General features: G+C 64.1%; 11 protein-coding genes. 7 read left to right on the top strand and 4 right to left on the bottom strand.

What is annotated here, in order from left to right; translation table 11 throughout:
• Positions 1-211: 211 nt before the first annotated feature.
• The 4 genes from QBK88_RS04315 to QBK88_RS04300 all read left to right on the top strand — a co-directional run bounded on the left by QBK88_RS04315 (position 212) and on the right by QBK88_RS04300 (position 5,302).
• A complete protein-coding gene (locus tag QBK88_RS04315) occupies positions 212-601 on the top strand; it encodes a DUF2946 domain-containing protein (protein ID WP_277961050.1) in 390 nt (129 codons plus the stop codon).
• Positions 602-760: 159 nt separating this feature from the next.
• Positions 761-2,773, top strand: a complete 2,013-nt coding sequence (locus QBK88_RS04310) for a TonB-dependent receptor (RefSeq protein ID WP_277961131.1) — start codon at positions 761-763, stop codon at positions 2,771-2,773.
• 60 nt (positions 2,774-2,833) lie between these two features.
• The gene (locus tag QBK88_RS04305) at positions 2,834-3,220 is read left to right on the top strand and encodes an ester cyclase (RefSeq protein ID WP_277961049.1); all 387 of its coding nucleotides are present in this window, start codon (positions 2,834-2,836) and stop codon (positions 3,218-3,220) included.
• Between the two features lie 351 nt (positions 3,221-3,571).
• Positions 3,572-5,302 carry a GDSL-type esterase/lipase family protein gene (locus QBK88_RS04300; protein ID WP_277961048.1) on the top strand — a complete coding sequence of 577 codons (1,731 nt, stop codon included), beginning with the start codon at positions 3,572-3,574 and terminating at the stop codon, positions 5,300-5,302.
• 46 nt (positions 5,303-5,348) lie between these two features.
• On the opposite strand, the gene QBK88_RS04295 is transcribed toward QBK88_RS04300, so the two are convergent.
• The 4 genes from QBK88_RS04295 to QBK88_RS04280 are packed head-to-tail and all read right to left on the bottom strand — an operon-like array spanning position 5,349 to position 10,137.
• Positions 5,349-6,788: an MBOAT family O-acyltransferase gene (locus QBK88_RS04295; RefSeq protein WP_277961047.1), complete on the bottom strand. Its 1,440-nt coding sequence runs from the start codon at positions 6,786-6,788 to the stop codon at positions 5,349-5,351.
• The gene (locus QBK88_RS04290) at positions 6,785-7,942 is read right to left on the bottom strand and encodes an SGNH/GDSL hydrolase family protein (RefSeq protein WP_277961046.1); all 1,158 of its coding nucleotides are present in this window, start codon (positions 7,940-7,942) and stop codon (positions 6,785-6,787) included. Before QBK88_RS04290 ends, QBK88_RS04295 begins: the two co-directional genes overlap by 4 nt.
• Before the next feature lie 31 nt (positions 7,943-7,973).
• Positions 7,974-9,869 (bottom strand): HAD-IIIC family phosphatase, encoded by a 1,896-nt coding sequence (locus QBK88_RS04285; RefSeq protein WP_277961045.1) that lies wholly within the window; start codon positions 9,867-9,869, stop codon positions 7,974-7,976.
• Positions 9,862-10,137, bottom strand: coding sequence for an acyl carrier protein (locus tag QBK88_RS04280; RefSeq protein ID WP_277961044.1), 276 nt, complete (start codon positions 10,135-10,137; stop codon positions 9,862-9,864). Before QBK88_RS04280 ends, QBK88_RS04285 begins: the two co-directional genes overlap by 8 nt.
• Before the next feature lie 396 nt (positions 10,138-10,533).
• Between QBK88_RS04280 and proP the strand changes: the two genes are divergently transcribed.
• From proP to QBK88_RS04265, 3 genes are all read left to right on the top strand, one after another.
• Complete coding sequence (gene proP, locus QBK88_RS04275; RefSeq protein ID WP_277961043.1) at positions 10,534-12,036, top strand: glycine betaine/L-proline transporter ProP; 1,503 nt, start codon at positions 10,534-10,536, stop codon at positions 12,034-12,036.
• A 100-nt stretch (positions 12,037-12,136) separates the two neighbouring features.
• Complete coding sequence (locus QBK88_RS04270; protein WP_277961042.1) at positions 12,137-13,327, top strand: YncE family protein; 1,191 nt, start codon at positions 12,137-12,139, stop codon at positions 13,325-13,327.
• A 178-nt stretch (positions 13,328-13,505) separates the two neighbouring features.
• Complete coding sequence (locus QBK88_RS04265) at positions 13,506-13,976, top strand: hypothetical protein (protein ID WP_277961041.1); 471 nt, start codon at positions 13,506-13,508, stop codon at positions 13,974-13,976.
• The last annotated feature ends 1 nt before the right edge of the window (position 13,977 follow it).

The raw sequence follows: 13,977 nt of genomic DNA, 5'->3' as shown, positions 1-13,977 counted from the left end.
AGCTGGGCACCAGTAGGTGGGCCAGGCCGCCGTCAACGAATGGCGATTGAAGTCCATGCGGCTTTTGTGGCCGGCGCCTGCTTCCCGGGTGGGGCGATATCAAGGTGCGATTATATCGCGGGTTGCACCCTGGGCCCTCACTGCAACTGAAGCCATTGCCTTCCCAACCCCACCTGCGGCTAAAATGCGCCCCCCGATGACGGACGCCCGCATGCTCTCACGTCGACACCTCAGCCACTGGCTGGCCTGCATGGCCGTGCTGGTCAACCTGCTGGCCATGCCCCTGCATGCCCGGCAGATGCAGTTGATGGAGGGGATGCCCACGGCAGCGATGGGCGATGACTGTGCCATGCACGGCATGGCGATGCACGATGACGTTCGCCGGCTCATCGATGTGCTGGACCCGCACCCGCACAAGATGCAACACGGCGATTGCTGTTGCTGCGGTGCCTCGGGCATGGCCGGGCCGCCGCCCAGCCACTGGCGCGCGCCGCCGCCCCATTACCTGGCCCAAGCCCCCCTCACCCACCCCACGGTGCCCAGCCTGGCGCCGCGTTTTCGCTGGACCAGCCTCAACCCCCGCGCCTCCCCGCTGTCCTGAGCGGTACCGACCTTCATTAGCCATGTGACGCCAGCCCGGTGCGGGCCTGCGCGCACGTGTGCGACTCATCAATTGGCTCACCAGGAATCGTGAACCATGGCTTTACAGCGCAACCGTAAAAAGGCGCGGCGTTCCCCTGCCCGTCCGTTTCATGCGTCGATGCTGGCCTGCGGCGCCCTCGCCGCCCTGCCGGCCGCCCATGCCTTCGCCGGCACCGCCCAGGACTCGACGCTGACGTTGGGCACCGTGACCGTCAACAGCGCGCCGGGGGGCCCCCTGTCCACCACCAGCGTGCTCAGTTCAGTGGACATTCTGGGCGGCGACGTGGTCGAGAAAATGCCCGTTACCTATAGCTGGGAGCTGTTCAGCCGCCTGCCCGGCGTGGAGCTCACCGAGTTCAACCAGGGCACCACCTCCGGCAAGATTTCCTTTCGCGGCTTCAATGGCGAGGGTGAAGTGAATGCCGTGAAGCTGCTGATCGATGGTATCCCCAGCAACAGCAACGACGGCAACATGCCGTTCATGGACATGGTGTTCCCGCTGGACATCGACAACATCGAAGTGGTGCGCGGCACCAGCGACCCACGCTATGGGCTGAACAACATCGCCGGCAACGTCAATATCAACACCCGCATCGGTGGCGACTACACCAAGGCGCGGGTGCGCTACGGCAGCTACGGCACCCGCGAGACCCAACTGGCCAAGGGTATCGAGAGCGCCAACTGGACCCAGAACTATTTCCTCGCCTACCAGAAGTCCGACGGCTACCGCGACCATGCCGACCAGGACCGCGTGTCGGTGGCGGGCAAATGGTTCTACACACCCGATGACGAGGCGTACCGCATTGGCCTGATCCTGCGCCATTACGAGGGCCAGGCCGATGAGCCCGGCTACCTGACCGGTGCCAACGCCCACCGCCACCCGACCATGACCAACCCCTACAACGACAGCGACCAGGGCACCCGGCGCATGAACAGCGCCAGCGTACACTTCGACACCGACCTTGCCGACGGCCTGTCGCTGGCCGCCAAGACCTACCTCAACACCTTCGACGACCGCCGCTGGACCCGCTACTGGAGCGCCAGTACCCAACAGGAACGCGACGCCTATGAAACCCAGTACGGCGCCATGAGCACCCTGACCTGGCGCCCCCAGGTGGACTGGCTGCATGCGCTGGCACTGGAAGGTGGCCTGGACACCCAGCGCCAGCAGAATATCAGCGAGCGCTACAGCACCGTGGAGCGGGTGCGCACGGCCCAGACCCGTGATCAGCACTTCGACTTCAACACCGTGGGTGGCTATGTGCAGGCGGTGATCGAACCCACCGACACTCTCAAAGTCATTCCGGCCTACCGGGTGGACAAGCTCAGCGGTGACTTCACCAACCAGATGACCGGCGTGCACTACGACATGAACGACTACGGGCTGATCAAACAGCCCAAATTGAGCGTGGTCTACTCGCCCTGGTCGGTGGCCAGCCTGTATGCCAACTGGGGCCGTACCTTTCAAGTAGGCACGGGATCGTCCAGCTACAAGATCCCGCCGCAAACCGATGACCTGGCGCCGTCGATCAACGACGGCTGGGAAACCGGGGTCAAGTTCACCCCGGCCAGCTGGATCGACGGCCGCGTGGCCTACTGGCAACAGAAGGCCTCGGGTGAAGTCAGCCGCCGGCTCAACGACCCCACCGGCGCCTCCGACAACGTCGGCCAGACCCGGCGCTGGGGCTACGACCTGCAAGTCAACCTGCACCCCGGCGAGCGCACGGAGGCCTGGCTGGCCTACTCCTGGCAGTACTCGAAAATCCTCAAGGCCGGCGCCACCTACCCCGACAGCGAAGGCAACGAGATCGACCACATCCCCCACCACGTGTACAACGCCGGGGCCAGCTACCAGCTGACACCGACGGTACAGCTCACGGGGTGGATGAATGGGCAGAGCGACTATTACCTGGAGAAAAACAACGTGGAGGGCAAGTATGGCGCCTACGTGCTGTTCAACCTGGGCGCCACCTGGAAAGTCAGTGAGCACGTGAGCCTGGACCTGCAGCTCAAGAACCTCGCCAACCGTTACTACGAGTACGTGTGGTACGACGCGGACGGCGCCCTGGCACCGCTGCATTCGCCGGGCGATGGCCGGGCGCTGTATACCGGCATCAGCCTGGACTTCTAGCGGTCCACTGCGGGGTCGGGCAGGTGCTACGCTGGTGCTGTGATTCATCGGAGCCCGGCCATGCACCCCACCGACCTCGCCAGCGCCTACCGGCACTACATCGCCTGCCTGAACCAGCAGGACTGGCCCAACCTGGGTCGCTTCGTGGCCCCGCAGGTCCGGCACAACGGCAAGCTTCTCGGCCTGGCGGGCTACCAGGCCATGCTGGAGGGCAATTACCGGGACATACCGGACCTGCGGTTTCACATCGAACAACTGGCCTGCGACCCGCCCTGGATCGCCAGCCGCCTGATCTTTCGCTGCACGCCGGCAGGCTCGTTCCTGGGGCTGGCGGTAAACGGCAAGCACGTCACTTTCAGCGAAAATGTCTTCTACCGGTTTGACGACGGCAGGATCGTGGAGGTGTGGTCCGTGGTCGACCGCGCCGCCATCGAACAACAGCTCTAGCCGCGCGCCGCTTCACCCACGGGGCTTTTTGAGGGTTCTTCACGCAGTGCCGGGGAAGTGGGTGGTCCCTACAAAGTTCTGTAGTGAAAAAACAAGGCGGACCAGGCGATTTCCCGGGCATAACTGGCCCGAAACAGATGCGGGACCGGGCTCTGCCCGGTCCCACAGAGGGGGGCCGCCGACCTGGGCATTCACCTGGCCCCGGCTATAGTCAGTAGGCGTCCGGACACCCTGTTCAGCGCGCTACCGGGTTCACCCTGGCCATAGAGGCCCGGCCGCGGACCTATCATTCGCAACACATGTGTTGCGAGATGCTGCAAATCAGCAGAAGCAGCCGACCGGGAGGTGGCCATGGCGTGTCCATTCAAGGCTCCACAGGTGATAACGCTGCTGGGCGCCCTGGGTACGCTGGGGGCTACGCCGCTGCCGCTGGATGTCATCGGGTTGTACGTCACGGCTGCCAGCCCGGTGGCCGGTGGCACGGGTTACCGGGTGGACGACATCCTCACCCTCCCAGGTGGCGTAACGCTGACCGTGGCGAAAGTCGGTGCCGATGCCAGGGTGGATGAGGTGGTGGTGACGCAACCGCTGATGCATGCCTGCGGGCCGAATGAGCCAGTGGCCGCCCAATCGGCCGAGGGCAGTGGCGCGACGTTTTCCCTGACGTGGTTGGCCCCCACAGGCTATGGCACGCGGCAACTGACCCGCTGTTATTCCGGGCCGGCCTTGACAGTGCAGCGTTCGGATACCGACGCCGCGTTGCCCATCGGCTTGCTGGCAGACGGCGGGCTCGATACGGCGGCCCTGGACCGTTTCACCGTGCCAGCGCAAACATTGCGCGGCTACGCCACCTTCGACGCGGGTGTGACGCCCCGCGTGGCCCTGTGGCATGACCAGGGCGGCGGCGGTAACGATGCCGTGCAGCCCGATGCGCAACAGCGCCCTACCCTCACTGCCGACCGATTGCACGGCAACAGCCGTGCGGTGCTGTTCGACGCGCACGGTGGTGCGGGCGACTGGGACCCGGCCAACACCTTCCTCACCCTGCCGGCCGGCGTGGCGCTGCAAGCCAACCATTTCACCCTGGCGGTCATCGGCGCGGCGACCTCGGTCTTCGCGCCCGCCGCCTTTGTCGCGGTGGGGGGTATCGCCGGCAAGAACGCGGGCCTGGAGTTCGGCCATTACAGCGCGCAACCCACCGCCTGCGACGGCGCCGGCGACAATGCCTACGCGGCGGTGGTGCCCACGGAAACGCCCGCCGTGATCGTCTGCACGGCGGACGCCCATGGCAAGGTCATCGACATGCTCGGCACGACCAGCACCGCTGTCGGCGGTAATGACAGCCCCTTGAGCGGCGGCAGCCTGGGGCTCAGTGGCGAGGGGCGTTCGGGGCTGGTGAACCTGACTGCGGCGATCATCGTGCCTTGGCCACTGGACGCCGCTACCCGCGCGGCACTGGGTGCGTCACTGCAAGGCAGCTTCGGGCTGACGCCGCCTACCCAGGGGGTCATCGTGGTGTTGGGTGACAGCCATTCCGATGGCAGCGGCGCGCCCTTTCAGCAAGGGTGGCCGCACCAGATGATCACGCTGCTGGGCCGCAACGACGTGCAACTGGTCAACGGCGCCCGTTACGGTGGCCGCCTGGCGACCGCCATCGAGCAATGGAAGCAATACGCGCAACCCAACCTGCTGGCGTCGGCCGCGGCGCACAAGATCGTGATTCTTCAGGGCGGCTACAACGACCAGTTGTACGGCCAGAGCGCCAACGAGATCATCGCCACCTACCAGCGGGGTGCCGTGCTGGCGCACATGGCCGGTGCCAAGGCGGTGTGCGTCGCCAATGTGCTGCGCAACGCACCGGCGGTCACCAACCACGCCATCGCCCAGGTCAACGCCGCGCTGCGCCAGCCCCTGGCGGGCTGCGACGCAGTGATCGACTGGGCCAGCGTGCCGGCTTTCAACCAGCAGAGCGGCACCTACCCGCCGCCGCTGTTCGCCGCCGACCGCGTCCACCTGACGGCCGAAGGCCAGGCCCGCCAGGCCAGGCTCGCCGCCGAGGTCATCGGCCCGCTGCTGCGCTGAGCCCCTTGAGCGGGCCTGGCGCTGGCTGGGGGTTTTTACGGTGGCCCTAGAAGGTTTTGTAGACGATGTCCGGTGCCGGTGAATTGGCCAGCAGGATGAACACGGTGGTCAGGGTGGCGATCACGGTGATGCCCACGGTACGGGTGTAGCGCGACAGGGCCAGCGGCGCATCGCCGGCCTTGATCCGCAGCAGCAATGCCCACGCCAATCGAACGCATTCGATGACCAGGGCGGCACCCACCCAGATGACACCCCACACCAGCACCGCCCCCACCCCGCCCAGCGCACTGTAGTAGGCCTCGATCTGCCCCCAGGTGGACCAGAACCAGAACAAGGTGAACGCGAACCAGGTAAAGGTCAGCCCTCGCGAGGCGATCAGGTACAGCGGGTTGGCGCACAAGGCCTTGTAGGGTTTCTTGCCCAGGCGCTGGGCCATCTGGATCTGGTACAGCTTGTTCACCGCCACGCCGCCGCCCTGCAACAGGCCGAACATGACGAATTCCGAGGTCTGCCCGTGCCAGATACCCACCAGAAAGAAGGTCACGAAAAACGCCAGCACGCCCAGGAACGGCTCGATGGCGCGGGCAGGAAAGCGCTCCATCAGTTTCATCAGCAAGGTGTTGTACACGTATGTCTTCAGCCAGTTGGACAACGACATGTGCCAGCGGCCCCAGAAGTTGATGAAGTTCTCGGCGATGAAGGGGTTGTTGAAGTTCTCTGGCAGGCGCAGACCGAAGAAGTAGCCAACACCGATCACCACGTCGGTGTAACCGGAGAAATTGCAGTAAAGGAACAGCGGGTAGCTGGCCGCGACGATCACGCCCTGGGCCACCAGCGCCCACGTACCCACCGCCTCGGGCAAGGCACCCAGGGCTTGCAGTTGCAGGTCGTGGAACACATGGGACAACAGGAACACCTTGAAAAAGCCCACGGCGATGCGCTCCAGCGCCCGCCCCGCGCCCACCAGGCGCGGCCGCGACAGGCTGTCGGCCTGTTCCTTGTAGTCCGGGTAACGCTGGATGGGGCCGGAGATCAGCGCGGTGAAGTTCAGCGTGTAGTTGATGTAGGCCAGCGGCGTGATGGCCGGCAGACCACCGCCACGGGCGTCGATGACCAGGTGCAGCACCCGGAAGAACACGTACGACAGGCCAATGGTGGCATAGGGAAAATCCAGGAACACCTGGGCCGGAAAGAACCCGTATTTCTTCAACCAGGCGAACAACAGGATCAGCACCACCACCGAGGCTCCGAACAACACCCGGCCGTTACCTTCGGCCGTGTGTTGAGCCAGGCGCATCAGGCCATAGCCCACGGCCAGGAACAGCAGAAACGGCAGGCACGCCACCACGCCGTGAACCAGGCTGGCGAAAAAGATCAGGTTGGTGACCAACAGCACCGCCTGGCGCCAACCTGCGTGGCGAAACAGGTTGAACACCAGCGCGGCGATGGCCGCGAAGGCCAGGAACTCAAATGACGGTACGTTCATGGCGCGGTTCTCTGGGACAGGGCGGCATGGGCGACCAGGGCGGTGCAGCTACCCAACGGCGTGTCGGTCAGGGTGGAAAGGCGCGACACCACGGCATCGGCGATCACGGCATGGCCAGCGCCTGAAGGGTGGCCGTCGACCGGGTAATACAGGTCGGCGGCATTTTTCAGGCGGCTGAAATCATCGCTGGTGTTGACGTAAATGATGCCGTGGCGCCGGGCGATATCGCCAATGGCCCTGCTGAAGGCCCAGGGGTCGACGCCCTCAGGCGCCGGCGTGCCACTGATGAGGGCCACCTGGGCCCGTTGCGGCACGTACACCAGCACCAGCGGCACATGGGCGGCCTGGGCCTGGCGGGCCATGTCGGCCAGCAGCTTTTCGTAGGTGTCCAGGCGCGTCTGCCAGAACGGCGAAAACGGCGTGCGCAGGAAGTTGGCCTTCTCGCCATAATGCAGGTACAGGTCGGTAAAGGCCTGGGCATTCTTGAAGTAGAAGTACTGCGCCACGTAGGCGGAGCGGGCCTGTTCCTTGATGGCCACGTACAGCTGGTTCAGCAAGGGCGGTGGCGGTGCCGCTGCCACGGGCGCTTCGGCGGGAGTGAAACTGTCCGGGTCGCGCTCCAGGTCGAACGGCACGATGCTGGTGATCAGCAGGTCCGGTGACAACTTGATCGCCTGGTCGAAATTGAGCTGGGCGCGGCTCCAGTTGTAGCCGATGCTGGCGACGTTCTGTACATCCACCGGGCGGTGGCAGATAGCCCCCAGCGCCGTGCCGACGCGTTCCGGGTACGACTGCTCATCGGGTACCAGGTAGCCTTGGGTCAACGATGACCCGAACGCCACAACCCGCAGGCTGCCTGGTGGTTTCAACGCACAGGAAGCGGCCGAGCGAAACCCGCATTCGTTGTAGTGGTTCGTTACCCAAGGCCCCTCGGGGGCCTTGGTGGTGGACGTGCACCCGGCCTTGAAGCGCGTGCCCATGGTCGCATCCGGCACCTGGCAGGCGTCCAGTGGCTGGGCGGGGTAGAAATACCGCGCCAGCATTTCACTCGCCCCCAGCAGGCACGCGAGCGTCACCACGATGAGCAACGGGATGATCAGCAAATCGCGTCTAGGAAGCACGGTGTGGGCACCGTTGTCAGTCGTGTTGTCCATCGGCGTGCGCTGCCTGTGTGAAAGGGTTGGGTCATTCGTGCCTGACGCGCATCAGCGGCGCCGATTTCTCGACCTGGGTGTCGAGGGCCCAGAAAGTGGTGCCATCGGGCCCCTCCCCGGTCTGCTCGAACCCCAGTTTCTGGTAATGCCTGTGCACCATGGTGTTGCGCTCGGTAGGAATGTATTCGCCCACCAGGCGGGTGATGCCGCGCTGGCGCGCCTGGGCCAGAATCTCGCAGAGCACGCTGTCTTCCACCTGGCGGCCCAGCACCCGGCAGCTCATGAGCCAGGTGTCGAGGGTCCAGGTATCGGGCGCCGAAGGCTTGCAGATGACTACGCTGATCATGCCGTTGTCGCCGAAGCGGTCGATGAGGCGCACCTGCAGGCTGAACTGCGCGGGGTCGCTTTCCACCGCCAGCACGTCGGCCTCCGTGTAGCGGCGGGTGGTGAGGTTGTACTGGTTGGACTTGTTGATCAGTTGCACGATGCGCGAACGGCCAGTGGCGTCGAAGGGCTTGAACACGATCTCCATGTCCAGGGACGCCAGGTAGGCCCCGACGTCCCCGGCCTGCTGCTGCAAGGTGATGCGCCGGGCGTTTTCCTGGTACAGCGCCGCGCGCTGGCGGTCTTCGTCGGAGAACACCACTGTCTCGAAGTAACCGGCGGCAGCCAGGGTGCGAGCATAGGACGCCGGGTCGTCGTCCAGTTCGGGCACAGCCACCTGGGGCAGGATCTGGCGGATCAGGCCGCGCTCCACCGGGTTGTCGTCCAGAAACACCATGGCATCCAGGCCCAGGGCCAACTCTTCGGCGATGGCCTTGATGTTGGTGGCCTTGTCCTGCCAGTTGGCCTGGAACACGGCGAAGTGGTCTTCGCGCAGGAGCATCTCGGGGTGTTCCTGGAAGGGCTTGCGGGCTACCTCATCGGTGTTTTTCGACGACACCGCCAGCACGATGCCGCGCTCGCGCAATGCCAGCGCCATGCGCTGCACCGCCAGGTGCGCTTCGCCTACCGCATCCCCTTGGGCGATACGGATGCCTTCCAGGCCGTCGTCACCGATGACACCGCCCCACACCGTGTTATCCAGGTCCAGGATCAGGCAGCGCCGGCTGCGGCCACGCAGCGCTGCGAGGATGCGCACCATGTGCTCGGCGTACAGCGGCAGGAACTCGCTGGCGAACGGCAGTTTGGCCATGTTCCATTCGGCCGGGGAATGCCAGGCGTCCAGCCCTGCCAGTGCCGCCACGTGGGCGACATCGAACAGCAGGTCTTCACTGCTGGCCAGGGCGGCGACCAGCCGCCGGTTCAGTTCCTCCACCAACCACAACAGGGTGCCCGGCACGCGGCGGTCGTAACTGCCGAACAGGCTCTCGGGCGGTGGGGCCAGGGTTTGCACGATGCACAGGGCGCCGCTGTTGCGGTGCACGGCGTCGCGCACGCTTTGCACGTAGTTGAACGCCATTTCCACGTTGGCCGCGGCAGTGCCGGCATCCCCCGGGGTCGGTTGCCAGGGCAGCGCCCGATAATCCACGGCGATCAGCACGGCATGGGGGCGAAAGGTGTTAACGGCCGAATGCGCTTCGATGGCTTCCTGCAGCACCTGGTCGTATTCACCTTTCACTACCTCCAGCGCCAGGCCATGGCGCGCGGCGCTGGCGACCAGCGCCGGGGCGACGAAATCCTGAGTGCCATTGCCTAGCAGGCCCAGGCGCAGCGCGGTCAAGGGTTGCAGGGACGCCCCCGATGCCTGCAACTTCTTGATGGCATTGGCCAGTTTCTGCAACTGGTTGCCATCCATGGCGCAGTTGGCCACTGCCTGCAGGGAACGACCGAGGTCGGAAGTATCAACAGTGAAGGCGCGACATTTAGCCGAAAAGTCCGCCGGGGGCTGAACCAGCCAGGGCAGTGTGCTGATTTGATTAGGCATGGGTCGCGTCCCTGTCCGGATACTTTTTATGTGTAATGATCGTTACCAGGTCGCCCACATTTTTAAGCGTGCCTATTTCGTTCGCGGACAGTTTTATGTCGAACGCCTTCTGGACCGACACCATCAGGCGTATATGGGCGAGGCTGTCCCAGCCGTCGATGTTGTCAGCGGTGGTAGCCGGGGTCAGGACCAGGTCATCTTCATCAAAGACGTCTGCAAAGACAGGTTTCAATTGGTCGTAGATGTCGCTTGTAGTCATCATCGTCATCGTGCGGGCTCGCTTAATTATCGATAGTCTGGCGCCAATAACTCGCCCCCCTCAGGTTCCGCCGCAAGTGACCGACAAAAAAACAGCACACCTTGCCCAGGACCAACTGTTGTCCCTCAAACCTATGGCACTGTTGATATTTTGGGAAATAGAAAACTACGCGAGGCACGCTGAAGTTTGACTCGGCGTTGACGCTGGGCGCTTGACGCGGGGCTGTTACATCGACCTAACACAGGGTTGGCGCAGATCCCGCCGGGCGGCGGTCGCAGGGCGAAGGCATGGCCAAGGGCCATAAAATTTCGTTTGAACTGAATTATTTAGCGTACCGGCGTATCTGATGCCATAGAGCCCCGCCCTGCTGGCGGGCACCCTCAGCTTGGTCACAGAGTAACGTGAATGAAACTACGTAAAAAACGGGTCAAACCCATCGGTCTGAATGACATCACAATCGTCGACGACGCCAAGATGCGCAAGGCCATCACCGCCGCCGCCCTTGGCAACGCCATGGAGTGGTTCGACTTCGGCGTGTACGGCTTCGTCGCCTATGTACTGGGCAAGGTATTCTTCCCCGGCGCCGACCCCAGTGTGCAGATGATTGCCGCGTTGGCGACGTTCTCGGTACCTTTCCTGATTCGCCCCCTGGGCGGCCTGTTTTTCGGTGCACTGGGCGACCGCCTGGGCCGGCAGAAGGTGCTGGCGGCCACCATTGTCATCATGTCGTTGAGTACCTTCGCCATCGGCTTGATCCCCTCTTATGCCAGCATCGGCATCTGGGCGCCGATCCTGCTGCTGCTGGCCAAGATGGCCCAGGGCTTCTCGGTGGGCGGCGAATACACGGGCGCCTCGATCTTCGTCGCCGAGTACGCCCCGGACCGCAAGCGCGGGTTTCTGGGCAGTTGGCTGGACTTCGGCTCCATCGCCGGTTTCGTCCTGGGCGCCGGCGTGGTGGTGCTGATCTCCAGCGTCATCGGTGAAGAGAAGTTCCAGGAGTGGGGCTGGCGCCTGCCGTTCTTCCTGGCCTTGCCCCTGGGTATTCTGGGGCTGTACCTGCGCAATGCGCTGGAAGAAACGCCAGCCTTCCAACAGCACGTGGAGAAGCTCGAACAAGGCGACCGCGAAGGCCTGGCCGCCGGGCCCAAGGTGTCGTTCAAGGAAGTGGCGACCAAGCACTGGCGCAGCCTGGTGACCTGCGTCGGCGTCGTCGTGGCGACCAACGTCACGTACTACATGCTACTCACCTATATGCCCAGCTACCTGTCGCACAACCTGCACTACAGCGAAAACCGCGGTGTGCTGATCATCATCGCGATCATGGTGGGCATGTTGTTCGTGCAGCCACTGTTCGGTTTCATCAGCGACAAGGTAGGCCGCCGCCCCTTCATCATCTGCGGCAGCATCGGCCTGTTCTTCCTGGCCATTCCTTCGTTCATGCTGATCATCAGCGGCAAGACCGGGCTGATCTTCGCCGGCCTGCTGATTCTGGCGGTGTTGCTCAACTTCTTCATCGGGGTGATGGCTTCGACCCTGCCAGCGATGTTCCCCACGCACATTCGCTACAGCGCCCTTGCCAGTGCATTCAACATTTCGGTGCTGGTCGCCGGCCTGACCCCGACCCTGGCGGCCTGGCTGGTGGAAACCACCAATAACCTGTACATGCCAGCCTATTACCTGATGGTGATGGCGGTGATCGGCCTGGCCACCGGCCTGTCGATGAAGGAAACCGCCAACAAGCCCCTGCGCGGCGCGGCACCGGCGGCATCGGACCTGGAAGAGGCGCGCGAGTTGTTGCAGGAGCACCACGACAACATCGAGCACAAGATTGAAGACATCGACGCGCAAATCGCCGAGTTGCAGGCCAAGCGCGAGCACCTGGTGCAACAGCACCCGCGTATCGATTGATGGGCGGGGAAGCTCGGCTGAGCCTTTTGTCATGTGCCGCTTTGCCGCACCTGGGCTATAGTGCCAAGCTTCCCACCCTGCCCTTTTCAAGGATGTCACTGTGCCTTCGACGTTTTCTTTACGCGCTGTACTGAAACCGGTTTCAGCCCTGGCCCTGATGCTGCTCGCCGCTCAGTCGGTGACCGCCGCCGACTGGGTCGTCTCTTCCAACGACGCCAAGTACCAGCGGGTACAGGGCCGCGATACCTACCCTGACAACGCCAAGCCCGACACCCTCACGGTGCTGGACGCCAGCGTGTTCCCGCCCAAGGTCAACCAGACCGTGGAAGTGGAAAACGGCATCCAGGGTCCACCCCAGGCGGCCGCCATCAGCGCCGACGGCAAGCTGGCGCTGGTGGCCGCGCCAACCCGCTACGACCATGCCGCCAAGCAGTTGCAGATGGACACTTTCCTGCAGGTGGTGGACCTCAGCGCCAAGCCTGCCACCGTCAGCAAGATCGAGTTGGGCAGCCACCCCCAGGCCGTGGCGTTTGACCGCAGCGGCCAATGGGCGGTGGTCACCTGCGTGGACGGCGGCGTGCGACCGCTGCGGGTGGAAGGCAACAAGGTCACCCTGCTCGACAGCATCAGCATCGGTAGCAAACGCCTGGCCGGTGCCGCCTTCACCCACGACGGCCAGCATCTGCTGGTATCGCTGCGCGATGAGTCGGGCGTGGCGGTGCTGAACCTGGTGGACGGCAAATGGGCCGACAGCGGTGACCGCCTGAGCACTGGCGTGGCACCCTACACCATCGACGTGTCCAGCGACGGCCACTGGGCCGTGGTCAGCAACGTTGGCCTGGCGGGCCTGGCCAACTACAAGGGCCGCCTGCTGGGGGACGCCGACAGTGTGACGCTGATCGATGTGTCGAAGACGCCCTTCCGCGCCGTGCAGCACCTCACGGTACCTTCGGTGCCTGAAGGCGTGGCCATTTCACCCGATGGCAAGTGGATCGTCGCGCAGTCCATCGACGGCTCCAACCTGCTGCCCGACAACCCGGGTGTGCGTGCCACTGGCCGCGTGACGCTGTTCGCCATTCGCAATGGCCAGGCCGTGAAGGTCAACGACGTGGCCGACGGCAACTCTTCCCAGGGCGTGGTGTTCAGCGCCGACAGCAAGCATGTGATCGTGCAGTTCAATGTCGAGCACCAACTGGGGCTGTACAGCATCGAGAACGGCAAGCTGGTGGACAGCAAGAAACGTATTGAAGTGAGTGGCGGGCCGTCGTCGCTGCGCAGCGCACCGCGCTAGCCAGCCTGCGAGCACTGTCCCTGCGGCGCCGGGCGTAGCTCGGTCCCGCGGGAGCGGGAAAGCGCTGCGGCGGGTGCCATCATCGATATCAATAGCGACCATCGATAATCACATGTTCCCTGACCGCCAGGACAGGTTCACCATGGCTTCACGAACACGAAGCTCTGGAGTCCGCACCATGAAAGGTCCTATCGCCGCCCTGCTTGCCCTTGCCCTGGCCACCGGCTCGGTCATGGCCGCCCCGCTTCACCGCGACGATGAAGGCATGTTTCGCCCCGCGACCCAGCTATCTTCCGTGACGTTGCGCCATTCCCAGACCGTGGGCGTGATTCTCAACGAGCATACCCAGGCTGCCCTGCTGCAGCGCGACGGCACTACCCGCGCCGCGCTGGAAGCGGTGCGCGGCTCGCTGCAACAGCAATTCAGTGCCGTGCAGTTCTATTCCAGCCTGGACAAGGTCATGGCCGCCCGGCCTGACGTGATCGTGGTACTCAAAAGCGCCAACCAGCACGGTGCTTTCCTGCAGGCTCAGTTCTTCGATGCCAACCTGACCTATATCGGTGAAGTGCGCAGTGCCGATGCCCGGCAGCCGGTGGCACTGGAGCATTTCGATGCTTCGCTGAAGGCGCTGGTGGCGACTGCTGACTGAG

It is taken from the genome of Pseudomonas sp. RIT-To-2, from assembly GCF_029623465.1.
GTDB classification, from domain to species: domain Bacteria; phylum Pseudomonadota; class Gammaproteobacteria; order Pseudomonadales; family Pseudomonadaceae; genus Aquipseudomonas; species Aquipseudomonas silvicola.
This window is presented reverse-complemented; position numbering and strand designations above follow the sequence as displayed.

Excerpts from the sequence above, each read along its gene's own strand:
- QBK88_RS04315 (WP_277961050.1), top strand. The coding sequence starts at position 212 with ATGCTCTCACGTCGACACCTCAGCCACTGGCTGGCCTGCATGGCCGTG.
- QBK88_RS04310 (WP_277961131.1), top strand. The coding sequence starts at position 761 with ATGCTGGCCTGCGGCGCCCTCGCCGCCCTGCCGGCCGCCCATGCCTTC.
- QBK88_RS04305 (WP_277961049.1), top strand. The coding sequence starts at position 2,834 with ATGCACCCCACCGACCTCGCCAGCGCCTACCGGCACTACATCGCCTGC.
- QBK88_RS04300 (WP_277961048.1), top strand. The coding sequence starts at position 3,572 with ATGGCGTGTCCATTCAAGGCTCCACAGGTGATAACGCTGCTGGGCGCC.
- QBK88_RS04295 (WP_277961047.1), bottom strand. The coding sequence starts at position 6,788 with ATGAACGTACCGTCATTTGAGTTCCTGGCCTTCGCGGCCATCGCCGCG.
- QBK88_RS04290 (WP_277961046.1), bottom strand. The coding sequence starts at position 7,942 with ATGGACAACACGACTGACAACGGTGCCCACACCGTGCTTCCTAGACGC.
- QBK88_RS04285 (WP_277961045.1), bottom strand. The coding sequence starts at position 9,869 with ATGCCTAATCAAATCAGCACACTGCCCTGGCTGGTTCAGCCCCCGGCG.
- QBK88_RS04280 (WP_277961044.1), bottom strand. The coding sequence starts at position 10,137 with ATGACGATGATGACTACAAGCGACATCTACGACCAATTGAAACCTGTC.
- proP (WP_277961043.1), top strand. The coding sequence starts at position 10,534 with ATGAAACTACGTAAAAAACGGGTCAAACCCATCGGTCTGAATGACATC.
- QBK88_RS04265 (WP_277961041.1), top strand. The coding sequence starts at position 13,506 with ATGAAAGGTCCTATCGCCGCCCTGCTTGCCCTTGCCCTGGCCACCGGC.